The organism is Massilibacillus massiliensis (genome assembly GCF_900086705.1).
In the GTDB taxonomy this organism is placed as follows: domain Bacteria; phylum Bacillota; class Negativicutes; order FLKF01; family FLKF01; genus Massilibacillus; species Massilibacillus massiliensis.
The window spans coordinates 235,204-261,935 of the sequence record NZ_LT575483.1; the positions used below are offsets into that span (position 1 = coordinate 235,204).

The 26,732-nt window shown below is 34.0% G+C and carries 37 protein-coding genes and 1 pseudogene; 10 read left to right on the forward strand and 28 right to left on the reverse strand.

Annotation, left to right across the window (positions count from 1 at the left end):
- Positions 1 to 20: 20 nt before the first annotated feature.
- From BN6559_RS01205 to BN6559_RS19145, 22 genes are all read right to left on the reverse strand, one after another.
- Positions 21 to 320: a ribosomal-processing cysteine protease Prp gene (locus BN6559_RS01205; RefSeq protein WP_199883660.1), complete on the reverse strand. Its 300-nt coding sequence runs from the start codon at positions 318 to 320 to the stop codon at positions 21 to 23.
- Between the two features lie 10 nt (positions 321 to 330).
- Positions 331 to 1,716, reverse strand: coding sequence for a PBSX family phage terminase large subunit (locus BN6559_RS01210; protein WP_110953050.1), 1,386 nt, complete (start codon positions 1,714 to 1,716; stop codon positions 331 to 333).
- Positions 1,700 to 2,080 carry a terminase small subunit gene (locus BN6559_RS01215; RefSeq protein ID WP_110956218.1) on the reverse strand — a complete coding sequence of 127 codons (381 nt, stop codon included), beginning with the start codon at positions 2,078 to 2,080 and terminating at the stop codon, positions 1,700 to 1,702. The genes BN6559_RS01210 and BN6559_RS01215 overlap by 17 nt, the downstream gene beginning before the upstream one ends.
- 4 nt (positions 2,081 to 2,084) lie before the next feature.
- Positions 2,085 to 2,378, reverse strand: coding sequence for a hypothetical protein (locus BN6559_RS01220; protein WP_110953051.1), 294 nt, complete (start codon positions 2,376 to 2,378; stop codon positions 2,085 to 2,087).
- 54 nt (positions 2,379 to 2,432) lie between these two features.
- Complete coding sequence (locus tag BN6559_RS01225) at positions 2,433 to 2,732, reverse strand: hypothetical protein (protein WP_199883661.1); 300 nt, start codon at positions 2,730 to 2,732, stop codon at positions 2,433 to 2,435.
- A 19-nt stretch (positions 2,733 to 2,751) separates the two neighbouring features.
- The gene (locus BN6559_RS01230) at positions 2,752 to 3,273 is read right to left on the reverse strand and encodes a hypothetical protein (RefSeq protein WP_110953053.1); all 522 of its coding nucleotides are present in this window, start codon (positions 3,271 to 3,273) and stop codon (positions 2,752 to 2,754) included.
- 371 nt (positions 3,274 to 3,644) lie between these two features.
- Positions 3,645 to 4,073, reverse strand: a complete 429-nt coding sequence (gene dut, locus BN6559_RS01235) for a dUTP diphosphatase (RefSeq protein WP_110953054.1) — start codon at positions 4,071 to 4,073, stop codon at positions 3,645 to 3,647.
- Entirely contained in the window at positions 4,064 to 4,936 is an 873-nt protein-coding gene (locus BN6559_RS01240; protein ID WP_110953055.1) for a dCTP deaminase domain-containing protein, read from the reverse strand. Before BN6559_RS01240 ends, dut begins: the two co-directional genes overlap by 10 nt.
- A gap of 25 nt (positions 4,937 to 4,961) precedes the next feature.
- Positions 4,962 to 5,426 (reverse strand): hypothetical protein, encoded by a 465-nt coding sequence (locus BN6559_RS01245; RefSeq protein ID WP_110953056.1) that lies wholly within the window; start codon positions 5,424 to 5,426, stop codon positions 4,962 to 4,964.
- Positions 5,427 to 5,495: 69 nt separating this feature from the next.
- Entirely contained in the window at positions 5,496 to 5,768 is a 273-nt protein-coding gene (locus BN6559_RS01250; protein WP_110953057.1) for a hypothetical protein, read from the reverse strand.
- 80 nt (positions 5,769 to 5,848) lie between these two features.
- Entirely contained in the window at positions 5,849 to 6,214 is a 366-nt protein-coding gene (locus tag BN6559_RS01255) for a RusA family crossover junction endodeoxyribonuclease (protein WP_199883663.1), read from the reverse strand.
- Between the two features lie 231 nt (positions 6,215 to 6,445).
- The gene (locus tag BN6559_RS01260; protein WP_110953059.1) at positions 6,446 to 7,120 is read right to left on the reverse strand and encodes a DNA cytosine methyltransferase; all 675 of its coding nucleotides are present in this window, start codon (positions 7,118 to 7,120) and stop codon (positions 6,446 to 6,448) included.
- Between the two features lie 117 nt (positions 7,121 to 7,237).
- On the reverse strand, positions 7,238 to 8,032 hold the full coding sequence (locus tag BN6559_RS01265; protein WP_110953060.1) for a DNA adenine methylase: 795 nt from the start codon (positions 8,030 to 8,032) through the stop codon (positions 7,238 to 7,240).
- Entirely contained in the window at positions 8,029 to 8,586 is a 558-nt protein-coding gene (locus BN6559_RS01270; RefSeq protein WP_110953061.1) for an isoprenoid biosynthesis enzyme family protein, read from the reverse strand. Before BN6559_RS01270 ends, BN6559_RS01265 begins: the two co-directional genes overlap by 4 nt.
- Entirely contained in the window at positions 8,573 to 9,427 is an 855-nt protein-coding gene (locus tag BN6559_RS01275) for a phage replisome organizer N-terminal domain-containing protein (RefSeq protein WP_110953062.1), read from the reverse strand. Before BN6559_RS01275 ends, BN6559_RS01270 begins: the two co-directional genes overlap by 14 nt.
- Positions 9,428 to 9,435: 8 nt before the next feature.
- Positions 9,436 to 10,146, reverse strand: coding sequence for an MBL fold metallo-hydrolase (locus BN6559_RS01280; protein ID WP_110953063.1), 711 nt, complete (start codon positions 10,144 to 10,146; stop codon positions 9,436 to 9,438).
- The gene (locus tag BN6559_RS01285) at positions 10,146 to 11,177 is read right to left on the reverse strand and encodes a recombinase RecT (RefSeq protein ID WP_110953064.1); all 1,032 of its coding nucleotides are present in this window, start codon (positions 11,175 to 11,177) and stop codon (positions 10,146 to 10,148) included. The genes BN6559_RS01280 and BN6559_RS01285 overlap by 1 nt, the downstream gene beginning before the upstream one ends.
- Before the next feature lies 1 nt (position 11,178).
- The gene (locus BN6559_RS19140; protein WP_199883664.1) at positions 11,179 to 11,355 is read right to left on the reverse strand and encodes a hypothetical protein; all 177 of its coding nucleotides are present in this window, start codon (positions 11,353 to 11,355) and stop codon (positions 11,179 to 11,181) included.
- A 1-nt stretch (position 11,356) separates the two neighbouring features.
- Positions 11,357 to 13,360 (reverse strand): AAA family ATPase, encoded by a 2,004-nt coding sequence (locus BN6559_RS01290; RefSeq protein WP_110953065.1) that lies wholly within the window; start codon positions 13,358 to 13,360, stop codon positions 11,357 to 11,359.
- Between the two features lie 370 nt (positions 13,361 to 13,730).
- Complete coding sequence (locus tag BN6559_RS01295) at positions 13,731 to 14,033, reverse strand: hypothetical protein (RefSeq protein ID WP_110953066.1); 303 nt, start codon at positions 14,031 to 14,033, stop codon at positions 13,731 to 13,733.
- A gap of 61 nt (positions 14,034 to 14,094) precedes the next feature.
- On the reverse strand, positions 14,095 to 14,448 hold the full coding sequence (locus tag BN6559_RS01300) for a helix-turn-helix domain-containing protein (protein ID WP_110953067.1): 354 nt from the start codon (positions 14,446 to 14,448) through the stop codon (positions 14,095 to 14,097).
- Positions 14,449 to 14,545: 97 nt separating this feature from the next.
- Positions 14,546 to 14,704 carry a hypothetical protein gene (locus tag BN6559_RS19145; protein ID WP_199883665.1) on the reverse strand — a complete coding sequence of 53 codons (159 nt, stop codon included), beginning with the start codon at positions 14,702 to 14,704 and terminating at the stop codon, positions 14,546 to 14,548.
- Between the two features lie 92 nt (positions 14,705 to 14,796).
- Between BN6559_RS19145 and BN6559_RS01305 the strand changes: the two genes are divergently transcribed.
- Complete coding sequence (locus tag BN6559_RS01305; protein WP_110953068.1) at positions 14,797 to 15,267, forward strand: hypothetical protein; 471 nt, start codon at positions 14,797 to 14,799, stop codon at positions 15,265 to 15,267.
- 179 nt (positions 15,268 to 15,446) lie between these two features.
- Here BN6559_RS01305 and BN6559_RS01310 read toward each other — a convergent pair whose 3' ends face one another.
- Positions 15,447 to 15,674 (reverse strand): helix-turn-helix transcriptional regulator, encoded by a 228-nt coding sequence (locus BN6559_RS01310; protein WP_110953069.1) that lies wholly within the window; start codon positions 15,672 to 15,674, stop codon positions 15,447 to 15,449.
- Positions 15,675 to 15,833: 159 nt separating this feature from the next.
- Here BN6559_RS01310 and BN6559_RS01315 point away from each other — a divergent pair, with 159 nt between their 5' ends.
- The 9 genes from BN6559_RS01315 to BN6559_RS01355 all read left to right on the forward strand — a co-directional run bounded on the left by BN6559_RS01315 (position 15,834) and on the right by BN6559_RS01355 (position 22,570).
- The gene (locus BN6559_RS01315; protein WP_110953070.1) at positions 15,834 to 16,202 is read left to right on the forward strand and encodes a helix-turn-helix domain-containing protein; all 369 of its coding nucleotides are present in this window, start codon (positions 15,834 to 15,836) and stop codon (positions 16,200 to 16,202) included.
- On the forward strand, positions 16,199 to 16,588 hold the full coding sequence (locus BN6559_RS01320; protein WP_110953071.1) for an ImmA/IrrE family metallo-endopeptidase: 390 nt from the start codon (positions 16,199 to 16,201) through the stop codon (positions 16,586 to 16,588). Before BN6559_RS01315 ends, BN6559_RS01320 begins: the two co-directional genes overlap by 4 nt.
- Positions 16,589 to 16,908: 320 nt before the next feature.
- The gene (locus BN6559_RS01325; RefSeq protein WP_110953072.1) at positions 16,909 to 17,436 is read left to right on the forward strand and encodes a hypothetical protein; all 528 of its coding nucleotides are present in this window, start codon (positions 16,909 to 16,911) and stop codon (positions 17,434 to 17,436) included.
- Between the two features lie 155 nt (positions 17,437 to 17,591).
- Complete coding sequence (locus BN6559_RS01330; protein ID WP_110953073.1) at positions 17,592 to 18,479, forward strand: hypothetical protein; 888 nt, start codon at positions 17,592 to 17,594, stop codon at positions 18,477 to 18,479.
- Positions 18,480 to 18,521: 42 nt separating this feature from the next.
- Positions 18,522 to 18,998, forward strand: a complete 477-nt coding sequence (locus tag BN6559_RS01335; protein ID WP_110953074.1) for a hypothetical protein — start codon at positions 18,522 to 18,524, stop codon at positions 18,996 to 18,998.
- 69 nt (positions 18,999 to 19,067) lie between these two features.
- Positions 19,068 to 19,592, forward strand: coding sequence for a hypothetical protein (locus BN6559_RS01340; RefSeq protein ID WP_110953075.1), 525 nt, complete (start codon positions 19,068 to 19,070; stop codon positions 19,590 to 19,592).
- A 321-nt stretch (positions 19,593 to 19,913) separates the two neighbouring features.
- A complete protein-coding gene (locus tag BN6559_RS01345) occupies positions 19,914 to 20,159 on the forward strand; it encodes an Ada metal-binding domain-containing protein (protein WP_199883667.1) in 246 nt (81 codons plus the stop codon).
- Between the two features lie 60 nt (positions 20,160 to 20,219).
- A complete protein-coding gene (locus BN6559_RS01350) occupies positions 20,220 to 20,636 on the forward strand; it encodes a CPCC family cysteine-rich protein (protein WP_199883668.1) in 417 nt (138 codons plus the stop codon).
- Between the two features lie 338 nt (positions 20,637 to 20,974).
- Positions 20,975 to 22,570 (forward strand): recombinase family protein, encoded by a 1,596-nt coding sequence (locus BN6559_RS01355; protein ID WP_110953077.1) that lies wholly within the window; start codon positions 20,975 to 20,977, stop codon positions 22,568 to 22,570.
- Here BN6559_RS01355 and BN6559_RS01360 read toward each other — a convergent pair.
- The 5 genes and pseudogenes from BN6559_RS01360 to BN6559_RS01380 form a co-directional block, all read right to left on the reverse strand.
- A pseudogene (locus BN6559_RS01360) lies at positions 22,545 to 23,606 on the reverse strand (YifB family Mg chelatase-like AAA ATPase); the annotation flags it as partial. The gene BN6559_RS01355 and the pseudogene BN6559_RS01360 sit on opposite strands and share 26 nt — an antisense overlap.
- A gap of 17 nt (positions 23,607 to 23,623) precedes the next feature.
- Complete coding sequence (locus BN6559_RS01365; RefSeq protein ID WP_110953079.1) at positions 23,624 to 24,187, reverse strand: UbiX family flavin prenyltransferase; 564 nt, start codon at positions 24,185 to 24,187, stop codon at positions 23,624 to 23,626.
- Between the two features lie 23 nt (positions 24,188 to 24,210).
- Complete coding sequence (locus BN6559_RS01370) at positions 24,211 to 24,573, reverse strand: YraN family protein (protein WP_234407789.1); 363 nt, start codon at positions 24,571 to 24,573, stop codon at positions 24,211 to 24,213.
- Between the two features lie 89 nt (positions 24,574 to 24,662).
- Positions 24,663 to 24,962 (reverse strand): EscU/YscU/HrcU family type III secretion system export apparatus switch protein, encoded by a 300-nt coding sequence (locus BN6559_RS01375; protein ID WP_110953081.1) that lies wholly within the window; start codon positions 24,960 to 24,962, stop codon positions 24,663 to 24,665.
- Position 24,963: 1 nt separating this feature from the next.
- Positions 24,964 to 26,730, reverse strand: a complete 1,767-nt coding sequence (locus BN6559_RS01380; RefSeq protein WP_110953082.1) for a hypothetical protein — start codon at positions 26,728 to 26,730, stop codon at positions 24,964 to 24,966.
- Positions 26,731 to 26,732: the final 2 nt, after the last annotated feature.

Sequence of the window (26,732 nt, forward strand, 5' to 3'; positions counted from 1 at the left end):
TCATCCTTCTTTCATAAAATTTAATAAAAACATTGTGGATACTGCTTTCTGATGTTATCCAAGCCGAGGAACGCAGCTTCAATTATGGCTTGTGTCACTTCGCTTTTTTGACATGTAAATGAGAAATGTCCTTTTTGGCAACACCTGATATTTGTATTTGCATCATACTGCTGACACCCAAGCATTGCAGTTTGCACAATAGCAGATACTGCTGAACAAACAATATCATCACCCTTCTTTACATAGTTGGCATGTCCTCTACTCCAGAGTCCAATACGATTTTTATCTTCAAAAGGTTTCATCTTTCCAAAACTAATCAATTTACCACTCCTAAACCGCCCATGCAGATGGACGTTCCTTTTCTTTATATCTTGTTTTATCTGATTTTGATTTCTTAGGTGTATCTGGTGTCCAAGGGCGGGATAAGCAAGCGTATCCAAGTTCATCATAAGGATGATCTTCACCAGTAGTATCAACTTTTTCAGGATGAATTTTATCATGTGTGAGCATTGGTATTGTTCTAATTGCATGATAACAGGTACTAAAAAAGCGTACAGCAGGTATCTGTACGCCATCGGTGTTTGTATGACCAACTAATCTAAGTTTCACTTGTTCAGCCATTTGCTCTCGTCCTTTTTCACATTCCATGAAAGGTATCTTCTTATGCTTTATTAATGTATTGTTAATTTCCTCTGCAATACTAGGACCCGATGTACCAGTTCTAGCCCAACAAGCATTATCCAAAACACCATAAGATATATTATCGTCTCTTTCATATGCTGCAATTTTCTCGGCAACTTGAATAGCTGTTTCTTTTGTACCAACATTCGGTTTACCCCCATAGCCATACAATTCACGATATCGCCAAAGATTACCGTCATAATCAACTGCGTACCATCCAACTGAATAAGGATGATAACTCCCCCAGTCCATTGATCTAAAGCGCATCCATCCTTCTGGTATCTTAAACGGTTGTACAACATGTAGTGAATCTCGCCACATAGAAAAGAATTGTCCTTCAGCAATACCCCACTCACCAAGTCCAGCAACTTTATAACGTCCAGGATCATTCTTTTTCATATCTTCAAATACTTGTTTGTCTGCTTCATCTAGAAATTCATTACAAAGATAATTCGTCGTTTTAGCCAATACATTTATATTTGGTTCATCAAAAAAACGTCTCTTAAGCCAATGTGAAGCCGACCAAGGATTAAAAGTAAGTGTGAATTGTTTAAAATAACCTTCTGGAACTTCACCACGTATTGATTCATCAAGGCGATTAAATGTTTCTTCATCTTCTAATTCATACGCTTCTTCAATCCATGCCCAACATAAACAACCATACTCAACCGTTATAGAAGTAATCTTTAAAGGATCATCAAGACCACGAAAATATATTTTTTGGCCTGTTGGTTTATATGTGATTTCCAGCGGCGATTCTTTTACCTGCCAAAATTCATCTACCTGCAATCTATGTATTGCCCATTTTAATTCAGTAAAACAACTATCCTTTAGCGTTCTAAACGTTCTACGCATGACAATGAGGTTAGCTAACGGATATTGCATCATTTTACTGATATACCAAAGCGCAGTAGTTTTTGATTTCTTACTTGCACGTGAACCTTTACAAACTCGATATCTACCGCGGAAATTCCAGTAGTCAGCATATCCTTTGCCGACTATTTGTTGTAATGATAACTTATTCTTCGATGTCATCTGCAATAACCACCGGGATCGCACCGTTGATTTCTTTCTTATCAATAAACAGCGCATATCTTTTACCAAGAAGTTCAGCAGCTTTTGTTCGATCCGTTATTGTAGCATCTAAATCGAATTGATCTTTTTCTTCTCCGCGCATAACACGAGTAAGGTACTGCAATACTTCTTCACCTTTTGCGATACGTTTGTCGGCTATTTGTTGTAGTCGCTCATCTATATATTGACGCAAGTAAGGTTTATTTAAGTTCTCATTGGCAATAACCTTTGCTGTCTTCTTACTGTAACCAGCTCTAATCGCCGCTTCTGTCCCATTTCCTAACTCTATATAATAATCAGCAAAAGCCTGCTGTTTAACCGTCATTTTTTTAACCACTTGAACCACCTGCCTTATAAATTTCAGCTAAACAAAGCAAAATATCAATCTCCCTAAATGATTCTGTAACTGGTACTTTGACAAAATCATACTTATTAGGATTTTTCTTTTTATCCGGATACAGCTTGTTGTATTCTTTAACATTCATTAAGTGAGATACTTTATTGATCGTGCATATCTTTTCTAACTTAGAGCTATATACTTGTTCTCTCGAATATAAATATATTTCTCCGCGCATTTCTAAAGCTTTAATCAATTTTCTTATTTTTGATGATATATTTTGCAATTATCTCACCTACTTTTGCGCATTAAAAAAGCACCCCACGTGAGGTGCTGAATATTACCATTCCAATGGACCTGTTATTCCTTTTTTTAATCGATATTCTTCAATTTCTTTTCGCTCTTGTTCACTTAATTTATCCCACACCTTCCCAAGATCTTGATCTGGAATTCCATGTTCATCAAGAAATGCCCGGTGACGCAATCCCCAATATTTCTGTCTAATCTCACGTAACTCATAATCTTCTATTTTCGTAAGTTCTTCATTGTTTAAACTTTTTTTATATTGTTCTTTTTCATTTAAATATTCTCTTTCCGCAACAATCATCTCCTTTTTTATTTGTCCTATCATCTTCGACAAATATTTTCCACATCCTGCATTATTTCTCATTAAACCTACCAATCACCCAACTAGGCAAATAACAATCTAACTCTTTTTTAAACAGCAAATACAAATTAACATTCAACCATTTACCAGAGAAAAAGAATATCGGATTCATATAATACTGCACCTGTATATCATTACTAATCTTCACTTCAACCCTAGCAATAATCTTACGTGCAATCATATTCCTCATGAATGTTTTAACTTGCCTATCAGACATATTTAAATACTTTGCTACATGCTCTATCTGCATAGCCTTCATCACATTTCCACTTCGATACATAATCATATTACTATTCTTATATATCCTTTTAGACAGCCTATACAGTTTCGCAACTTCATAGTCCTTAAGATCATTCGGTAAGTCCATCCCTTCAAATGATTTAGTTGCGGCCTTACTACGCCAAAACAAGTAGCCTTTCTCATCATCCCAATAAGTTACGCTATATTCATTTTTGTTTAAAATTTGACCTGTAGAACTATCTACAGTCTTTGAAATATGCATAACATTACTCATGATAAAACTACCTGACTTTCGCATGGTTTTATACACTATCTTTGTAAATAACAAATCGCCTATACGTCCTTGTTCTATAAGACTTTATAAACACTCTAACCTTTATTTTTGATACGACTTCTATATTAATAATATATATCTCGTATCAAACCATCTCCATTTGCTGCAATCATTTCCCAGAAAATAACAATGCACTGCGCAAATAGCAAGAGGGAACTACTTACGCAGCATTGTCCTATAAAAAGAAAAAACACACGATTTCTCATGTGTTTTTTTGTAAATTGCTTAAGAGAATTATTTAATTTTTCTTATTATAGCATATAAAATTGAGGTGTGATTCCCGGAATAGAATTATATTATATTATATTATATTATATTCCTGTAGATCCAAATCCTCCGGTTTCTCTTTCTGTTTCAGTTAAATCACTTTTCTCTAAAATTTTCACATGAATAACTTCATTTATGACCATTTGTGCTATTTTCATACCTCTTTCAACTTTAAACGCTTCTTTTCCATGATTTATTAGTATCACACCAATTTCGCCACGATATCCTTCATCAATAGTCCCTGGAGTATTTAAAACTGTAATTCCATATTTTAATGCAAGACCGCTACGTGGTCGAATTTGTGCTTCTGTATTTTTAGGCAACTCAATTTGAATTCCAGTATTAATTAGTTTAATTTCTCCTGGATTTATTAGCAAATCATCTATTGAAAATAAATCTAACCCGGCATCGCTTTGATGAGCATAGCTAGGCAATATTGCACACTCGCTTATCTTATTTATTTTTAATTCCAATTGTCCTCATCCTCTTCCTTAAATAAATTAATAAAAACATAAGTAGCTTTTCCTATCCATCCAGACAAACCACATAAAGCAGGGAACAAAATTGCATTTTTAGAATTTGCAATTGATAAATTACTGTCATTATATAATATAATAATAGATATTATCACAATAAAAATGGGCAAAACACCTGTGCACATTTTTCTTAGAAAAGATCTGTTTTTTATTTTATTCTTTTCTCTCACTTTTCTTTTAACTATATCAATTAAATGATCTTTTTCAATCCTCCACTCAGCTTCTTTCCATTTCTTAATTTCGCATAATAGTTTTTCTTTATTCGCAGGAGTAATTTCATCTTTAATATGTTTATCAGTGAAATTTAATGGCAGAATATCAGATCGAAAAGCTTGGTTATCATGTAATAATTTACTTGATGATGCCATTTTATAAAATATTAATGATGCAAACGTATCATTAACATCTATGACTATATCTTTCTTAGAATGATTTGTAACTGCAATTAATGATGTCCCAAAAAAATATGGATCTAATGTTGTCGATATATGAGATAATCCTTTAGAAACCAATTTTACTTTTGAGTGATAAGTACCACAAATATCTTTTTCGACGTATATAGCCTCATTAGTTTGAATCAATACAGTATCATTAGAGGCAATGGGTAATTTACCCTCCCCATTATTTATGATTTTTTCTTCAGTAATAGACCAAGCTATAGGGCTAGCCGTTAAATTATACGTTGATCCTTTTAAATTTTTATTACTAAAAGGCCAAATATATATTTTATCACCTAATAAATTTTTAATTTCTCTATCACTTAATATTCCTGTTTTTCGCCAAATAAATGACCAATTTATTTTTAATTCCTCCCATCATCAAAAATTAAAACACTCTCACCAGCCCCACCTGACAAGCACAAGCCAATGCATAATGTTGTGCCTCAGTAATCATCTGATAATATGTACTACTGCTTATATGTAATTCTCGGCATGTCTTTTGGTAATGTTCACCACTATACCTTGACTTTAGCATATCATAAACAATTCCATTTTTATAGTATAAATACGTTTGTTCTACAATTTTCAGCCATTTTTCCGGTTGCTTAATAACTTCTGTTTCGTTCTTAGCAACTTCAATAATTACACTTGGTAAAGGCATAACTTCTTTCATTGCAACATTAGCGGTTGGATCACTAACAAAAGCATGCCCGCTACCGTTGCCGCCCGTTTTACAAGCAGCAGGATCTTTTCGAGCTTCAAATACAGCCTTCTTAATCTTTTCATATTGGTAAAATCGTTTCTCTATATATGCGGTTAATCCGCCTTTTTTAGTTCTTCCCTCACCCACAAAATTCACCCCATTAAAAATAAATCTAAACGCACAAATAGGACGGTCAAAAAGCCGTCCTTTTTATAGTTAATTCAGCACTTCTGATGTGCCATAATCTGCTTCATTCATTTTCTTTTCGTATTCTTCATTGCTTATTGGAATTACATACTTACTATCTACATTAAATGTATCTGCAACACAACTGACCAACTCTCTATGATGTTTATTTAATTCCTCTTGTGACATTTCATTCTCAGCTTCTTCAAATCTAATTTGAGAATAACACTCATATGGAATCTCGCTTTCATCCTCGGCCACTTCCGCCCCAGCTCCTATTTTGTACGAAAAAAATATGTCCATCTACATCACACTCCTTTTTTTAATACGCTACCCAAATATACGATTTAAATCCAGAAACATGCTGAAATTTCCATTGAATTCTAAGGCGTTATTATAACTTCAACACGTGGATTATTTTTATCAACATAGAATTCATCACGAAAATATCGTATTTGTGACCAGCCGTCATTAACAAGAATCCGCCCTTTTTGCATCGCATCTAATATAAACTTCTTAGCGAAACATATGTTGTCCTTATCCCTTTTACGATCTTTTTCAAACCAGTTGAATGTGATACCTATACTACTAAATTTGCGACCTCTTAAATCCGCTTTAATGAAGATTAAGCAATCATCTTCAATTTGCTGTTTAAACTCTGAAGCTGCGTACTTATTACCTCTGCAAACATCTATATATTCATTTAGTCCCGGTAATCGTATTGGAATTGTAATTTTTATTTGTTCCATCCACATAACTCCTTAGAAAAATAATATCTAATTATTTTTATCTGCTTGTATAAAATCTTGAAATAAGGGCAAAATAAAATATAGGAACTCTATTCTGGCAAGATTAGCACAACCTACTTAATCTTGCTCCTCTCTTCAATGTTTTATAAGACCAGTTTACATTTTTCATTACTCCCTAATAAGACAGGCTAAAAGCTTGTCTTATTTTTTTTGTTCTTTACCTTGTCGATATTAATTTATTACTTCACCCGCCCACTGCATTGCCATTGCTTTGGCTATTCCGGGGAATGTTTTTGATCTAATTTTTGAATTCCTATTTGAAGATAACTCGTACTTACTGTATATAGCTGCGTCACGCCTAGAACTTGTACTCCCTACCCAAAGCCCTTTTGGTTCTACTTTTTTGGTTGCTTTGAGTTGCGGCAGCCCACGTAGCCAAAGACACGTTCTTTTTTTCCACGGGTCCCCAAACATATATGGTTCAATAATTTGTGAATACGGAGGAAGTCCATGAATTTTACCAGGCAAAGGATTTTCTATTGCAATTAGTGGAGAGTCTGCATTATAGAATTGCATGAAAAATGTTTTTGCAGCTCTAGCCTTTTCCATTCTATTCTCTTGAATTACTCCGTTTACGCGCAGCCGTACAGCTCCTGCATTAGTTAGATAAGTACACGGAGGAAATGCTATGATCATATCCCACCGACTATATATTGCGTGCATAATATAATCATCGGTAAAAAATTCTGATTTACCGTTTATTATTGCTAATGCATCTTTTCTTATATGCCATTCCGGATGTCCACCACTACACGGTTCAACATCGCAACTATATGCTTCATGACCTAATTTTCTTAACTCAATCGTTACAGCTTGACTTTCCTCGCAAGCTACTAATATTTTCATTTTTGTTACTTAGAGTAAACAGCTGTTTCCGGTCGACCAAACCTCTTACTCCTTTCACTTTTACATTTTATTTTTGGATAATTATTGGACACAGATTGAATTATGTTACTATATCCTTTACCCTTGAGCAAATAAGCTCATTTCTTTCGCGCATGCTTGATTTAGATATATAGTCTCTGTCCGAGTACCACGAGTAATTGCAACATTCATCGATCTTTTTACCCAACCATCAAGTCTGGCATTGTATAAATCATTTTCATAACTAGATATGATGCATGGTCCCGTATGCTTCCTGCAAAGCTCTAAAAGTTCAAAGTGTTTTTCTTTTGAGCTAAATTCACATTTATAATGTAGCTGGGTTCGTGTTTCGATCAGATACGGTGGATCGATATAAAACAACGCATTTCTATGGTTATACATTTCGATCACGTCCAGTGCATCCGCATGTTCAATCTGCGCCATCTTGAGACGAGTAACTGTTTCTAGTATTCTTTGCGGCAAGATTGCCCAATATCGCGGCATAAAACGTTGATTCGTGCGGTCGTTATTCCATCCGCTCATGTTTGCAGTCTTTGCTCCAAATCCTTGCCAGGTACGCACCAAGAACCGCCGAGCTTGTTCTATTTCATCCACACTGTCTATTTGACTTGCTTTATACTCCTCGCGACTGTATGGAGTCATTTCTAATACTCGAGCCAGCTCATCTGCTGAGTTACGCACAACCCTAAAAAGGTTCACCACATCTCTATCTATATCATTTATAGTTTCCGTTCCAGACGGATTCTTTGTAAAAAAAACTGCTCCTGATCCAAAAAAAGGCTCACAGTAAACATCGTGCCGTGGTATCTTACGGCAGATGAAATTTGCCATACGCCACTTACTGCCCGGCCATCGAAGAATAGGTTTCATCATGTTATACCACCTTGTACCAGTTTCAATTTATCACTTACCGATCCAACTAATTTTTTAACATAATTTTCTGGCAAAGAATTTAAAACTTCAATATTTATTTTTCGATCTTTCGTGCGATTAAGTACACTTTCATAAAATCTTACAAACTGTGCTCTGGCTGTATTCATATCATCTGTTTCAAGATTGCAAAGTGCAGTCCATCCCATGTTTAACGCTGCCATTTCAACCTCTTTTGAGCTAAACACTGGCTTGCGATAAATAAATGCATCATGTACCTCTTGCAATACTTCACGCCATGCTTCATCAGAAGATTTAATTTCACAACGACTTGCAAAGTTCTTCACATTTTCAACCTGGTCAAATATCTCTGCTACACTTGGAAAGAATTTTACTGTTCGCATCAGCTTTAGCATTGCTGCATCAATTTCAGCGATTGACAAACTACTTAATGCTCTAGAATAAACAATCAAGCTACCTTCATTCATTTTCGACTGAGGAAATGCCATAAGATATGGGGTTAGAGTTTGAATTATTTCAGCTTCATGATTCATCATCTTGCCCTTTCTGCTGCTTCAGCATTTCTATTGCCCGTCTTGCCATTTCAGCTTGAGGATTTAATCCTCCACCGGAAGTTTTTTGATTATATGTATTTAGTCTATTCTCTCGCTGTTTTTCCTCTTCATAACGATCAATAACCCACGTAAGAATAGCTCTGTAATCACTCTTGTACTTCTTACCATTAGCCCCTTTCCAGTTGTCCAAAATCTCAATGCAGCGATTTACTGCGGTGTGCGTTCCCAGACGCTCGTTGTCTACGAGTGCTTGATATTCAGCATTGGTCATAGCCACAAATTCTGCGTACTGGTGCTTTTGCACCGTTGGAGTTTCAAGCTGTTTTTTTGATTTTCGTTTTTTAGGGAGCTTTGGGGGTTCTAACTCTAACTCTGTATCTATCTCTTTCTCTAACTCTATATCTTTCTCTATCTCTGTGTTACCAATTGTTACAGGTGCGTTACATTGTAACAATTTCTTACCTTGTCGATGCTTACGAACTCTTTCAGCACTTGTACTTTCACTGCCTATGCATTTTACGGTTTCAGTAAGCAAAAATTCATTAGTTTCGACTTTTTCAATTAATTTATATCTTTCTAAAAACGATAATGTAACGGTCACATTTTCAACATCTTCATCTAGTTCTAAGGCGAGTTCTTCCGCAAAGCTATCTTCCACATGATCAAAAAGTATTTTCCCACCATTTTGTAGACTTAACAGTTGAATTTTTAAGTAAATGACGGTGTATGTATCACCACCAGCGATTTTGCGAAGCTTCTTGATTTCTTTTTGAGTGAAGAAGTCATTTTTTAACTTGAGCCAATAATATTTTTTCTCTGCCACTGTTTCACCTACTTCTGCGCAACATATACCGGTCTACCACTTACAGCCGTAATTTCTTTCTTAAACCTTTCTTCATCGCTGTTATGATCCGATAAATGTAGCAAGTGTATTTCTTTAACTCCACTTAAATCATTCGATCTTAAAAACTCTTTTACGTTATCTAAACTAAAATGAGAACGTAATATTCTACTTCTCATGCTTTCAGCAACAAGACCATCAATAACATTTTGATTCATAATATCAGCAGCATAATTACACTCAACCATGATGTAATTTAGATCCTTAAATTTATGCTTTACGTAGTAACTATCAGTTATAAATACAAGGCGTTCACCAGTCACTTGACTAAGTAATAAATAACCAAGCGGTTCAGCGCAATCATGATTTACTTCGAACGCAAGGACTTTCCATGTACCTATATTAAAAACTTCACCAGCTGATATTATTTTCACCTTATTGTCGTTAACTCCTAAAGCCTTTGCCGTCCCTTCACTCATATAACACTCGACACCTAGTGTAATAATGTCCTGTACTGCCTGTGCATGGTCTTTATGCTCATGCGTAACCAAACATGCCCGGATATGACTTACAGTGAAATATAGGGCCTGCTGTATCTTTTTAATTGGTAAGCCTGCCTCTAGGAGCAGGGATGTTTGTCCATCTTCAACACGATAGCAATTCCCTGCGCTACTAGATGCAATTACCTTTATATTAATCATCACCAATTACCACGAGCGGGCGCTTCTTCTTGAAAAAGTCGCCGCGTTTCTTCAACTGTTTGCGGATCCGATGGTAAAGCCTGTTCAATCTTCTCTGGTTCAATAGGTTTATCAGGTGTAATGTTAAGAGGCTCTTTATTGGCTTTTTCGGCAATTTCATTGTGAATTTCAACATCTTTATATTCAGCTTCACGTTGTTGAATATATTTAAAATCATCATCAATCTTTTTCGGATCAAGCGGCAATTTACCATATACATGACGAATTAATGATTTAGTAACCATTTCATCCTTCCAGCCATCAACTTCAATTTTATTACCAGTCTTTCTGCCATTTTTATATTCGTCTTTTTCACCGCCCCAAAACTCGGCAGCAGCATATTGAGGTTTACGTTTTTCAATATCTCTCATAGTCATTGTAAAAAGTTTATTAAGTGATGGATCATCATACTCTACATACCCAAAACCACCAACAATCTCACCACGATCAAAAGGATTATCTACTTCAAAAAGATAACTTTCTACTGCATTATCTCGGCACTTTTTAAGAGGTTTAAATGAATCATTTTTATACACTACTTCAATCGTTACAGCTTTTGGTGTAATCAGCGCATACTTTTCAACGAGCATCTTAATTCCTTCATAACCTTTGATAAAACCAAGATCATATTTCCTAGTCTTACTATTCTTATAAGGGATAGCGAATAGATGATTAGCTGCCAACATATCTAGGCCCATTTTTGAATGACACATTACATCCCGTGCAAGAGTAGCCATATTGATGTTAGCCCATGTATAAGCAATCGTATTGTCATATTTATGGTCCGTATTTTTTTCATTCTTGCGGATACGATCGGCTTCTAAATCATTCAGCATTCGATCAATTGCAATAAAGTAACCTTGGACTAAATTCCTTTGGTAGTCAGTGGCTTGTACTGCACCACTGACACTTGTTCCAAATTCTTTTAACACCGCTGTTGTAAAACGTTCACTCATGTTTTCATGTACTTTTTCGATCTCTTTTGTTGCCATCTTAGATAGCCTCCTTTTTGAATTTCTCAATCAGATCTCCGCAAAAACATCCCTCACCACGAAACTTCTTATGTTTCCAACCTGCTGAACATTTATCATTAGCAGAACCATTTCCGCCACGATCACATTCACTACAAGCTACCCACAAATGACCTCGTGAATCTTTAAAACTGTTCATTTTAGATAGCCTCCTTCAGTACATTATCTTTACAATCAATCCGAAGCACTTTATCTTGTTCACTTACTACCAACCGAATGATTTGCGTATCTCCCAAGCTAATGAGTTTTGTTACTGCTTCGGCATTATCAACAAATATTGGTGCTTCAAACTTATAATAAGCAGCTAATGTACGGATGATATCTAATCCAACATTAATTTTTGCAGCATTGTTTAAATCTTTATAGGAAACTCCATTGAATGTTGTTTCGCAGCATTCCGCAATACCATCATTTGTAACATTTTCTTTAAACATCTTAAAACGTGCTAACGCAAACTTACTGTTTATTCTCTCTTGCAGCATATCTACCTTACGTTTTGTAAATTCTTCAGTTAAATAAATTTGTTGTGTAAGCTGCTCATATTCAACAGCTAATTTCACCTGTTGTTCTTCAAGTTCTTTTATGCGTTTATTAACACTCTGAAATTGATTGAATGAAGCTAAACGACCTTCTAATGCAACAATGTTATTTTGTAATTTAATACGATCCGATTTAAGATTTTCAATTACTTCCACTTGTGTATTTTGAATATCGTTAATCTTTATACGAATTTCATCTTGCTGGCGTTTAAGTGCTCCAGCTGCTGGTGAAGTAGTTACAATTGAGTTTTTTACGGACTCAAGCTCTGTAGAGATTTGACTTATTTCTTTTTCTACTAATTCTAATTTAGATTTTAAAACTGCTAATTCTCCTGCTAACTGGGCTAACTGTTGATTGCTATCAGCAATTTTCTCAGAATTATTTTTGCCTCGTTCATTGATACTTTGTAATCTGTTAGCCTTATTTAGATTAAAACCTTCACGCTCTTTTTCTACTTTTTCACGACTAGCTTCAATCATTTCACTTGGCAATGCTTGTCCACAAAAACCACAAGTACAATCATTTGTATTTTCTGCTACCAAAAATTCCTGACAATTAATCTGATTCCATTCAGCAAGTAATTCATTCCGAGTATCTTCAGCCTTTTTAATTGCATCATTAAGCTGATTTTGTTTATATTCATTACTTGATATTAAGTTACTAAGCTCATTTTTCTTATTATTTAAGTTAAAAAATTGTTCTTGTAACTGCTCTTTCTTTTCGTTGTTTACAGCATTTAAATTATTGATTAAACCTTGTATTTGACTATCAATCTGTTTGATTTCAATTTGAAACTGTGTAACTGCTCCACCATTTTCAGCAAGTAGAATTTCTTGGTTTTTACTTTCTAGTAACTGTCTAGCATTCCCAAGATCCGCTTGAAGTTTAATTTCATTTACATTTTCGGTAGAAACTTCTTGTAAACTGTTTTGCAATTCACTAATACGAACTGGTATCATCTTTAATTCAGCATTGATTTTTGATTGTTTAGCGCTTGCCATTGCTTTTAAATCTGCAATACTTTTACCCTCATTCAGATACTGTTTTAAACTTACTAGCATTTCATTTTTTTCAAGAACTTCATCTGCAGAAACATCACCGCAAATTTCAAGAATAATATTTCTTCGTTCACCCCATTCAATATTTTCATTGAAGAAGAGTGGATTCGTAAGAAGTTTAAATACTTTTTCATCGACCAAATTAGAAATAAAAGAATCGTATTCCCGTTTTGTCTTAAGCGGCACATCATCGATAAAATAATCGGTTGTATGACCGTCAAAATTTTCAATAGCCTGTCCACGCCTACGGGTCCATTTCTCTTTATAAACTTTACGAAGAGTAACAGCCCTGCCGTCAATTAAAAATTTGCCTTCAACTTCATGCTCTAAACGATGAATGGCAGAACCAGCTTGATCTAAGGTTTTTATTTCAAAATCGTTTCTGTTTTGACTATCCTTATTAAATAAAAGCCAAATTAAAGCATCAAATATTGTAGTTTTACCAGTTGCATTATCACCGAAGATATCAATATTCGTACCATTTGTAATTAGTTCAAATTCACGAATTCCTTTAAAATTTTTAAGTTTTAAAGATAGTAATTTCATCTAGCACACTCTCCTTTTAATCCCTAGCATTCTTTTTAAACCGTTCAATTCACTTTCCCATCTTGCCAATTTACCTTTTAAAATCCGTATATAAACACAATCCGTTTCCGTCGCAATGTAGGACTTGTACATCTCAACAATGCAATTGACCTTATATAAGCGTTGAAATCTAACCATACGCTGTGTTCTTTTCAACTACCTCACCAACCATTCGACAACATAGCCACTAAGCACAAGCAATGAAATTAAAGCTAAATGATCAATAAGTACGTCCCAATTTAGCATTCTTATTTGCCCCTTTCGCTCTCGATGCTTTAATAAGACCTTTAATTGTTCCAACATAATAAAATTGAATTTTTCTCATGAGTTTCTACTCCCCTCGAATTTCAATTTCCAAAACCTTTTCAATTTCGTCGTAATATTTTTCAATTGCAATGAATTGACTTGACTCTACCTCAACATCAATAACACTTCCGGCACTTGCACAAAGACTCAAATGCAGCGAAATTACACAACTTTCACAAGGCCCTTTATTAAAACTAAAATCTCTAACGTGTTTTGCGTTGATATTTATTCCATTTATAATTATGAGATCAATATCTTTACTTAGAACTTTAACTAGTTCATTCGTTTCATAAAGGGATTGCGTTCCAAAATCTTTAACAATAATCATGTTTTTTACCTCGCTTTATTTTTTAATAGGTACATGCTATAATCTAGATGTAAATTATTTTCTATACGACCGTTTGCATTGCAGTGCAAGCGGTTTTTTCTTTTCTCTTGCAAAGCTCTATCGCTTCTATTCTTAGCTGAATTATTTCAGGCTTGCTCAGTACTCTCGCCAAGGCTACCGTTGACTCAATCTGCGGTATTCCTAAACCTCGTTCCCAACGAAGTAGCGATTCATAAGATATAATCTGATTTCCCTTACTGCTTAATTGATTCACATTCATATAGAGCTGTATAATTGTCCAGCCTTTTGCTTCTCTTGCTGATTTCAATATCACTCCAAACTCACTATACTTTCTTTTGGGACTGTCCAATTCGTAATTATTTACGCTATTGTAATCATTTACGTGGCAATTCATTACATGTCACCCCCTTCCATAACGAGTAAAATAATACTTAAGGAGTTACCTCACCTAATAATTAGTCCGTCATTTGATGGGCTTTTCTTTTTGATAATTACTTTTGTCTTATACATTCACCATCGGTAATATTGCGACACTTTACTTTAACACCCAAAACTTTTTCAATAATCGTGCTCATTAATTTTGGATTGTTGCTATTATCAGGATGAAAATTTCGAATTACTTTCGGCATTTTTCTTGGTCTTGTGGCCATACTAACACCTCCCTTCATTGCTCTTTGAAAACCAAAAGGAAATTGTTTCCTCCTGTCGAAATATATTAATTTATATCAAAGGAGGAATTCATATGTCAGAATTTATAAAATCATTATTTACTTCAACAGCTCTCGTTACTGTTGTGATTTTTGCTTATAACCAATATCGGGAATGGAGACATCTTCGTATTTCCTGTTTATCACTACTTATTGAAATTAATCGCCACAAAACATGGCTTACAATTCTTCTCCAAGATCTTGCCCCTGAAGATCGTAAAAATGCTTTAGATGTAATATCCACTGCCGATTTCGTGAATAACGATTGGAATAAAATTAAATTTGATGCCATGTTTACAAGAATTCCGGCTAAAGACTTTAACATGATTGCCCTTCATTACAACGAAATGTTTTCATTGCAAAAATCAGTAGAGAAATGTTACCAAAGAAACGAAGCAATAGACGAAAAATCATTTGCTAAATCAAGAATTCAAATATGTAAACAGGCCTACAACATTGTCTATAAACGGGCTGGCAAGCCCCTAGGATATAAACCAGAAATTTAATATTATCGATGACCCATTAAGTACAAGGCAATCATGGATACACTAAATACTGTTGGACATGACCAGCTCCAAGCCAAATAGTAATCGCCTATGTTGCCGTAATATATATCTAGTACACAAGAAACGCCTCCTAAGATTGCTATGCCAAGCATGAGTTTTTGCATACTTCCTCTCACTCCCTACGCTGTGGTTTTTGTATCTTTTAAAGATACTTCGTTTTCAAAAAAAATATCATAAAGACTATGACCTAAAATATCTGATATTTTTTTTGCATCCTCTAAAGATATTTTTGTTTGCCCTAATTCTTTTTTACTATAGGCTGACTTGGTCTCCAGTCCCATCAATTCAGCCATTTTTTCACAAGTATAACCTTTTTCGAGTCTTAATTCTCTTAACCTTTCAAACATCTTTTCACCTTCTTCACTTTTGTGTCTTGTTAAGATACTTCAATTATATATTCGAATATGTATCTTGTCAAGATACATATTCGAATTTTATATCCATAATAGATACTTTTGTTGTGTATCCTATTCAGATACTTTATTATAAGATCAAGGAGTGGTTATATGAATGTAATTAGGCGATTACGAAACATGAAAGGTATTAGTCAAGCTGAATTAGGTACTATTTTAAACGTTCAAAAAGCAGCTATTTCTAAATATGAATTAGGCCGAGCACAACCTAGTCCTGATGTATTAAAAAAATTATCTGAGTATTTCAATGTTTCTATTGATTACTTACTTGAAAATGAAACAAATATTAATGATAGTTCTTCTAGTCCATCTAAAAAACGCCCTAAAGAACTCATCAAACTCATCGAACAAGAAGAATATACACTCAATGGTAAAATCGCAACACAAGAAGATCGTGAAAAACTCGCCAAAATCATTGAAGCCTTATACTGGGATGCAAAAGAGAAAAATAAACGGAAATGAATATCCCGCTACGAGTAAGAAACCTCATAAAAAAATACGATACAACAGATCCGTATCGTATAGCTAAAGAATTAAAAATTGAAGTTAGATTTTGCAATACCCCGGGCGGTATCAATGGTATGTGGCGACGAATTTTACGAAGAAAATATATTGTAATCAATGAAGATTTAAACGATTGGCAAAGAAAAGCTGTTCTAGGACATGAAATTGCACATTTTCTTTGTCATCGTGGTTATGTAAGCTACTGCATGGCAGGGCGCACGTTCTTCTCTTCTACACGCAAAGAAAACGAAGCGAACGAATATTCTATAGAACTCCTCTCCTACTCTTGCAATGTAGATCAAAAATACATACTTAGCTTTTTAGAAGAAGGCTGGAAAAAATAAACCTACGACTAATTTGAGAATTTAGTGTAGGTTGTTGTTATTTTTAGGGACTTTCGACATAATTCGATAAATTAGGACAAAAGAACTAAGGGTGATTGTATGAGGGAAAACATTTTTATTAAAGTTGTTATAGTTCTATGGATTGCGTTTATTATTGGCATATATATGGGAAAAAATGGAATGAATACTACCATAATTTTTATAGCTTCTATCTTTTTTTTATGGTTTTCAGCGTATATCGCCGACAAGACAAAAGAAAAATGAACATATAGTAAACTGAAGTTCTTGCAGAAACAAACTCTAATAAGGAAGTGATTTTTATGCCATACAAAAAGAATGCGCCTACTAAAGAAGCTCAGAAACCAACTTTTACGGTTGAGGAAGAAATACCTATTGGCAACTTATTGCTCAGTGATACGCAAGCGATATCAGTATCATTAGTTCGAAATAAAGGCAATCGATATGTTTCTATTAAAAGAATGTATAAAACCAAAAATAATGATTCTTATAAACCCAAAAGCGGTATATGGATTCCATTTGAGGAGACCAATAACATAATCTCTTTGCTCATGTACTCCTATGATGAGGGAATTAAAGCACATTGGGACGAGCCTGCAATTACCCCTGAAGAAATATCTATAAAGTCAGACGGCCTGCCTCCGATAGAAGAAAATGATATACACAAATCTATGCAAATCGCGCTTCAAGAAACCAAAAGTGCCTTAGATAAATTAAATTATTGTATTGAACATAGCGATAGCCTGCGTGAAAAACATCAGGATACCTCTTCATTGGAGTTAATCAAGGAGCAAACTCTCAGAACGATCTCACGAATATTTGGAAAATGAATATGAAATCAGCTTTCAAACTATAAATTTACGAATTAGTTTCCTATTCCCAGGGAGCACCGCATATAAAAATTCCCAAGGAGCTTGTTGAACATTATAATAGCTACAATAAATTATAGCGAGCAAGTCATTCAAAAACTAAGGATGGTATTCATATGAAAAAAATATTAACTTCGCTAATGGCAGTTATGTTTGTACTACTAGTTGTCTCCCCTGCTGCCTTTGCAAGCGATATGAAGCTATATCACAATGATAATGATCATTGTAGCATTTTAGTTCCTAGCGATTTTGAGTATCAAGATGTAAATAATATTGCCGATCCAAAATTAGATGGACTATCATTACTGTCTATATCAAAATCGACGAGCAGAATGAATTACACTCAAAAAGTTCAACAAGAATTTCTTCGCCCCATTGAAGATTGGCCACATGAATTAATAAAAAAATGGGTTCAAGATAATAGCAATAACAATCTATTCCAAAATACAACCTTTAAAGGCTCAGGTGAAATATATATTAATAATCACAAATTACTTTGGGTAAAATTTAGTGATTCAAACAGGATAATGATAAATTACATTATTATACATAACAATTCACCTTATTCAATATTATATATATGCCCTATTAGCACTTATGAAAAAAATCTTCCTAAAATTACAGAATCAATAAACAGCTTAAATTTTGATAATATAGCTCCAAATTGGTACTGGCTTAAATCTGATGATTCTTCAGATGTATATATAGATATCAATAACGTATCATCTTACAAAGATATAGCAACAAATACTGTATGTAAGAGAGTAACACTGAAAAGGGTCACTCCTGAAGATCCTATCGAATATTATTCTAAGAATATTATTGAATTTAAAAAAGAAAATGACGTTTACTATTATAAACTTATGGTTACGGATTTATATGATGCTAACGATAAAATTATTTTTCAAGGCGATTATTCTCCAATAAAAAGCAGAAGCTGGACTAAACTGACTATAATAAACGATTATGCATCAAAAGTAATAGCTTTATTATTTGATTCTTAACCAATAACGAATTACATTAATAAACTAAGGATGGTACTTGTTATGAAAAAATTTCTCTGCATTATAATGTTAACCATTATTTGTACTTTAGGATTTTGTAATATTTCAGAAGCTAAAGTTGGCGTATTTGAAAGTAAGTTTACTGAACCTCAAAGCCAATTTTCAGTCTATTTAAGCTACAAAGATTCTTCTACTCTAGAAACTCAGTTATCTTTTTCTAAAGGAGATAAAAATGTCTATTGGATATTTCCCCCATCAACTCCACCACAAGTAAATATAGACGGTTATATTTATCTGCCTACTAGTTATTATCATAAAAATTCCCCTCTAAAAAACGGTGGATACCATAGTTACGCTTCACTCTACAACATTCCTCTTGGCATAGTACAAAGAATTTTATCTGCAAACAATATTACAGTTACTTTGTTCTTTGAAAATCAAGACACTTTAATTATCAGTGTTCCGCCCGATGTATTAGAAGAATGGAAAAGTTTAATTGAATTATCTTGGAAAAACTAGTTTTTAAGCCATATATTCAATAAAATAAATTAACGGATTACATATATTTAATAAAGGATGGTACTCATTATGAAAAAAATAACTTTATTAATAACGTTATTGCTCATGCCCCTACTCTCTTGTACTGCTTTTGCCTCGGATAATTGGCAATGGGTTGGCTCAAATTCAAACGTTATAGTATATGTTGATGATGACAGTATAAAATACAGCACACCCCAAGAAAATCCAGAATCAATAGATAAAAATATAATAACTTTTTCTTCAAAGGACAAATATAGCGAAGAAGGCATCCAATTATTCGTAAACAATATGAATAAGCAAAATAATCATCTTGCCGAATGGGATAAATTATCTTATATCATTATGATCAAGTCGATCAATGTCAAAGATAACAAGTTTTATCCAATAAAATATTCTTATTATGATAGCCAAGGAAGACTTATATATGATTGGAATTGTATTAAAAATACTCCTTGGAAGGAAATTAAACCCAATACGTTTGAAGAATCATGCTATAATCATGTCATTACTTTCGCCAGAGAACATATTGATGGTTTTCAGCAAATCTCCAGTAACAAATTAAATGAAAAATAAACTAAGGATGGTCCATTATGAAGAAAACACTCTTTATCTTTCTCCTCAGTTTTATAGGAGGCTGTGTGATGTGGTATTTTCTATGCCTTCCAGAGCCACCAGGAAATCTTACTTATAAAGATATTTTATATTCATTAATTGTTGAATTAATTTACAAGTAAGCCAAGGATAGAAATTATTCTAATCTTATTTTTTGCTTTCGACAAAATATTACAGTATAGGACAATGGTACTAGAGTATTATTAAAATAAAGTTACTAGTAGTCTAAAATAACCGGTAACGGATAACATAGACAAAATTTAATGAAGGAAGATGATTTCAATGTTTAACCCGATTAAGAACATGAAACGTAAACTTACTGCATTATTTGTACTAGCTCTAGTCATTGTTTCAATTGCTGCCCCTGTCCTAGCCTCCACTTACGTGGCAAATGCCAATACAGGTAAATTCCACTATTCAGGCTGCAGATATGTTAGTCGCATGAACGAAAGTAATAAGGTTTATTATAATGATCGTGATGATGTCATAAATGCAGGGTATGTACCTTGCAAGGTTTGCAGGCCGTAGTAATTAAATTTAGATCGTTTTTGTAGAGTATTATTTGTCATTAATAATGGAGGAATAAATGTGATCAGTAAGAGATTCCCCTGCCCTTGTTGCGGATATCCAACATTAACAGCTCAAAATGAATGGGAAATTTGTATTCTATGCCATTGGGAAGACGATGGTCAAGATGATTCTTCTGCTAACCAAATTCTTGGTGGTCCTAATGGTAAGTATTCTCTGACAATGGCAAGAAAAAACTTTGAGAAATATTTAATCATGTATTCTCCAGATAGTGACACAAGAATCGTTCCTGAAGATTGGCCCGGTGAGCGTTCCATTAAAGCTTCATTAATTAAATCCTTTGAAAAATTAAAAAACACTATTGATAAGACAACAATACATTTAATTTGGCAACAAATATATGAACTTGAGCAGAAACTCGATGAAATTACAAGTCAAAAAATTAAACAATATGAATCTAGCTTACTAAAAAAATAATGTTATCTATATGAAAAATAAGAATGCTTAAGGCATTTTTATTTTTCAAGTTCCAACAGAACATACGTACTAAGGAGTGATTATTATAACTAAAAACAACTTTGACACTGCTCTCAACCGGCAAAGATGTCATAAAATCATTGATCAACTGAACGACGTACAATTAGCTGATGCATTTGACTACTTGGCAGAGTTAGTAGACCTATATGAAGATGAAAAACGATTAAACGCACTTGCACAATTATATAAACCTAAAAGATAAAAGCGGTTAATGACCGCTTTTAAAATGACATTTCACACGAACATATGTACCAATTTGCTAAAAGGAGATATGACAAATGTCCATAAACGTATTTTACGGAAGAACATCAACGGATGACCAGGCTGAAAGAGGAACTATTGAGGCACAGCTCATCTTCGCTGAAAAATATTGCGATCTTCATGAAATAAACCTATTTGAAATATACAAAGATGATGGCGTAACCGGTACTCTCCCACTCCAAGATCGTGAAGACGGTGCTCGTTTACTTCAAGATGCAAAAGATAAAAAGTTTGATACTGTCTTGATCTACAAGTTAGATCGACTCGGTCGTACTGCAAGAGTTATTTTAAATGCAATTTACGAGTTGGAGCAATATGGAGTTAAAGTAAAATCAATGACAGAACCATTCGATACCAGTACACCTGCCGGTAGTTTCCTATTAACAATTCTTGCCGGAGTCGCCGATCTAGAAAGAACAAATATTTTAGAACGGTTGCAGGGTGGCGCAAATCGTGCCGCTGGTAAAGGAAAATGGCTTGGAGGAATAGTTCCGTATGGATATAAGATTGTTGAAAAAAAACTAACCATAAATGAAGCGATAATTCCTAATACTAATATTTCAGAAGCAAGCGTAATTCGTCTAATGTATCAACTTACTGTAGAGCATCACATGTCGACAATCGAAATAGCTGATTATTTTAATAGTCTGCACATTCCCCCATCCTATGTACTTCATAAAAACTCCATAAAAAAAGGGAAAAGGAAAATCAACACGGCCGGTATCTGGCGACCCAGCCGAATATTAAACATGCTAAAAAGTACGGTTTACAAAGGTATACACGTGTATGGTAAACGCAGTAAAAAAGACCGTGAATTAATAGAACGCAAGGTCCCTGCTATCGTAAGCGAAGAAGTTTGGGATCGTGCGCAGGAAGTTATCAAAGAAAATTACATTGAAGCATTTAGGAATAGAAAATATGACTATCTCCTTCGCAGTCTAGTCAAATGCGGTTGTTGCGGCCTAAACTATCACGGAACATCTAACGGCAAAAATTCTTACTACCGTTGTAACGGTCGTGACAACACCTACAAGGGACCATCGCAAGGTCTTTGTGAAAATAAAACTATAAATGCACAATGGATTGAAGAATTTGTTTGGAACGATTGCTTAACATTCATACATCATCCGAACGTGGTTATTGATCATATTAGTGAAGATAAAACTAAATTCTTAGAATTGAAAGAATCTATTGACCTTGAAATAAATTTACTACGTAAAAGCATCGAAGATATAGAGGTAGAAAAAGAACGCATCCTTGACCTTTTCCGCAAGAAACTAATTTCTTTTGACGACGTTGAAAAACAGCTTACAAAGATAGAAATAGAAAAAAGCACGTTAAATAATCGTGCCATAGATCTGGAATCGAATCTTCATAGAGAAAATGTAACTACTATTCAGAAGTCAAATATTATTGATTTGTTATTAAAATTAAAAGAAAAACTTATAGATGATACAGAGGAAATAGATTTTGAATTAAAACGTGAGATTGTTAAAACGTTGATCGATTCGATCGTTGTAAATACTGTCCAGGATGAAAATGATAATCTCGATACGACAATCCAAATCAACTACAAGTTTGGAGTTGATATCCGCACGGACAAGGATTCATAGAAGATATTAGCATAAATTTAGACGGATAAGAAATTGATGCATTTACACGAGATATTGTAACAGCTCCATCTTCTAGAGGTTGTCTCAATACTTCAAGTGAAGATTTACTAAATTCAGGCAGCTCATCTAAAAATAGTACGCCATTATGGCTCAAAGTTACCTCACCAGGTTTTGGTATTCCACCTCCTCCAATCATGCCTGCAGCAGAAATTGTGTGATGTGGATTTCTAAATTGGCGCTTCGTAATTAGACCAATATCTTGATTTAATAATCCAGCAACACTATAAATTTTAGTAACTTCCAAAGCTTCCTCTTGTGACATCGCAGGCAATATCGAACTCACACGCTTAGCAAGCATTGTTTTACCCGAACCAGGCGGGCCAGTCATTAAAACATTATGTCCTCCAGCAGCAGCAATTTCTAAAGCACGTTTTGCAATAAATTGACCTTGTACTTCAGAGAAATCTTCTTGAAAAGCTGCTTTTTCTGTCAGCATATCCTCTTTTTTTACTTCACTTAAAACCCGATCTCCTCTAAAAAAAGCAATAAGCTCCCCAAGTGTATGAGGAGCATAAACAGTTAAGCCATCAACAAGCAAAGCTTCATTTGCATTTTCTGGCGCTACAAAAATATTTTTTATTCCTTTTTCTAAGCAATGAATTGCCATAGGTAGTATGCCATGAATGCCTCGGAGCTTTCCTTCTAAAGACAACTCCGCTACAAACATAGTTTCTCCTTGGAATTTTTGCGAAACAATTCCATTCGCCAATAAAATGCCAATTGCAATTGGCAAATCTAATCCAGAGCTATCCTTTTTTATATCTGCTGGGGCAAGATTAATTGTTGTTTTGCGCATTGGAAATTTTAATCCAGAATTTTTTATTGCTGCTCTTACCCGTTCTTTAGATTCTCTAACTGCTGCATCCGGCAGACCAACAATCTCAAAACTAGGTAAACCATTTGCAACGTCTACTTCGACATGAATCAAATTACCATTTACTCCAATTGTTGTTGAACCAAATGTTTGCGCAAACATAATTTAGATACCTCCAATTATAGATCTCCCTGCCAACGTTTAAATAAATTGTGATCAATATGAATATTATCACAAATTTTTCCTATAAGCATATCCACAATATCTTGTAAATTCTGAGGCTTATGATAAAAAGCTGGGCAAGCTGGTATAATTTTGACACCTAGCGTTGCTAATTTCAACATATTTTCTAAATGAATTGCGTTCAATGGTGTTTCTCTTGGTACAAGGACTAATGTCCGTCCTTCTTTTAATGTAACATCTGCTGCACGTGTCAATAAATTATCTGATATTCCATGTGCAATACTTGCCAATGTTTTCATGGAACAAGGCGCGATAATCATTGCATCATTTTTAAAAGATCCGCTTGCGATAGAAGCACCGATATGATCTATGTCGTGCAATAGATCAACCTTCTCCTTTAACTTTTCTCTTGTAATTCCACATTCATAATTAAGTACCTGCCAACCACTTTTCGTAACAACGGCATGTACTTCACATGCATTTATTTTTTTTAAAACTTCTATTAATCGAATTCCATAAATGGAGCCACTAGCTCCTGTAATTCCTACAATAACACGCATTACTAGCTCCTTTGTTTTATTTGCTAAAGCTCAAAGGCATTCTCTATATGATTCACTTGAAAGTCTTCTTTACTTCGATAAAATACTTCCATTACGTCAAAACGACAAATTTTATTATATTGACATGTTTGTTGCAGATAACATTGCGCAACTTGAATAATTTTTAATTGCTTATAATGATTAACAGCTTGGGAAGGATGCCCATATATCATACTTCTTCTTGTTTTGACTTCAAGAAATACAAGCATATCTTTATAGGCAGAAATAATATCAATTTCACCCAAATCCACCGTGTAATTTCTATGTATTATTTTATATCCTTTTCTCTGTAAATAAGCAGCCGCACATTCTTCACCAAAAGCACCTAAAATTTTATTATGCTTCAAGCCCATGCACCTCAATATGACAAAAATACCTATTTTTTATATTCCATATAAACTCAAAACTTCCTTCTTGAATTTTCCTTTTTTAGTATTTAAAGACGAATTTTAGGTGCATTTTTTGTTTTTTGGTCCATACGGTAAACATATGCTAAAATTTCTGCAACTGCCGTATATAATTCCGGAGGAATTTCACGATCGATGTCAACCGCCATAAGCATACTGGTTAAGGTTTTATTTTGATAAATAGGAACAGAGTTTTGTTTCGCAGCATTCAAAATGTTTTCTGCAATATAACCTTTTCCTTTTGCAACTACTTTAGGCGCAATATTCTTTTCATCATATTTTAGAGCGACGACTTGCGTTTTGCTTTTATTTTTATCTTCATTATTCATTTTAATCACCAATAGCACTAACCTTTACATCTATCAGATCTATGGGTAGATCTTTAAAGGCAGATTCAATTTCTGGCATATATTCGTTAAAAGACTGTACAGCATCTTGATCTGAAAATGCAACTCTTAAATTCAATTTAGATTGCTCATACAATCTAAAAACAAGTTCAACAGCGCCAACATTTTCTGTCAACAAACAAATTCTAAACCATGTCTCCTTTTTATTTTCACACATATTTTTTCCATCTTCAGATTGATTATATATGTGAATATACGTTGGATAACAATGTCTATTATCGCCTAAATATAACGGCGTCATAAAAGACATAGATCGTTGATTTCCATTCACTTCATTTTCATTGTGCATAGATTCTTTTAGCAAACCTGTAAAATCGCTGATACTCTTACTAGCATTTTTTAATTTATTCGCTGGTAAATCGGCGACTTCTGCTAAATCACATAATTGAACAAATACCCAAAGTTTCGCTAATTCCGGGATATTTCGTCTAATTGCGGCCTGCCGAACTATTGACGGCAAATTTGCTTCGCTCATTTTTATTAAAACCTGTAAATTTTTCGTTTCATTTTCACTTAATACTTCTTGTTTATCATTTATAAAATTTTTTAATAAACTTCGCTCTTTTATCGATAAATTTTTACTATTTATAATCTGACCTGCTATATTTTTCATTAATTGCATAGTCTTATCCGTATTTTCCATGGGCAGACTCATTTTATTTTGCTTTGTATTCTCTCCTATCGAATTAGATTTTACATTCATATTCTGTGTTATTTGCTTATCATTATTCCTACTATTCAAGCCCACTTGCTTATCATCATTCTTTTGAATAGAATCTGAGTTTATCGTCCCCTTATTATTTGCTGACGTATTTTTTCCCTCCAATTGACTTGTCATCAACTGATTCTGTCTACTCAGCACTTTACTTTCCTCTTGATGCTCCGGTAGATTTGATCGTGTGAAAATTTGCTTACCGGCGTTTGTTTCTTGACCATTCGGTTTTCTAATCAAAGACGCTAAACTTTTATCAGAATTTATATTCTGCTGACCTTCGTATAGATTTTGCTTACCTTGGTTAGAAGAAATAAATGCGTCTCCTTTCTGCGGACTAGGCATAAATTGCTTAATTAATTGTTTTAAAAAATTTAAATTCGTAGACTGCTGAGGCCCCAAAATGCTAGTTTGCTGATTTTGCATAAATAATAATTGCAAAACATCATCTATATTCTCTGTTGATTGCTTTTCTAATAGTTGCAAAGCCAACTTGTTTATAGATGTACCATCCAATATTCTACCGTTTTGTTCATCAAACAATTTAGTGTTCACCAGCAATGTTTTTAATGTATTCGATACGTTGTCTGCTCCTTCTTCAGATATTTTATTTCCTAGCTGTTCTAGTAATTTTGCTAATAAATTTAATTGTTCAAGACCTGCTTTTTGACTTTGTAAAGAACTTTCAATACCTTGTCCCAATGATTGATTTACAGAAAAAGCATTTTGCAATATATTGTTTATTAATTTTTGTAATTCTTTAGGCATTTCTTGTACCGGTAGACTTTTATTCAATATCGTTTTCGATAAATTTTCCAACATATTTTTCACTGAGTTTTCAATATCCACTTCCACCTTAGGTTGAGATGAAACACCAGCTTCATTTGTATTTTTCGTAGTATTTATAGTTGTAGGATCATTTCTTTCAACTTGATTCACAACGGAATTAGGCACACTTGCAACAGTATTCATCGTCATAT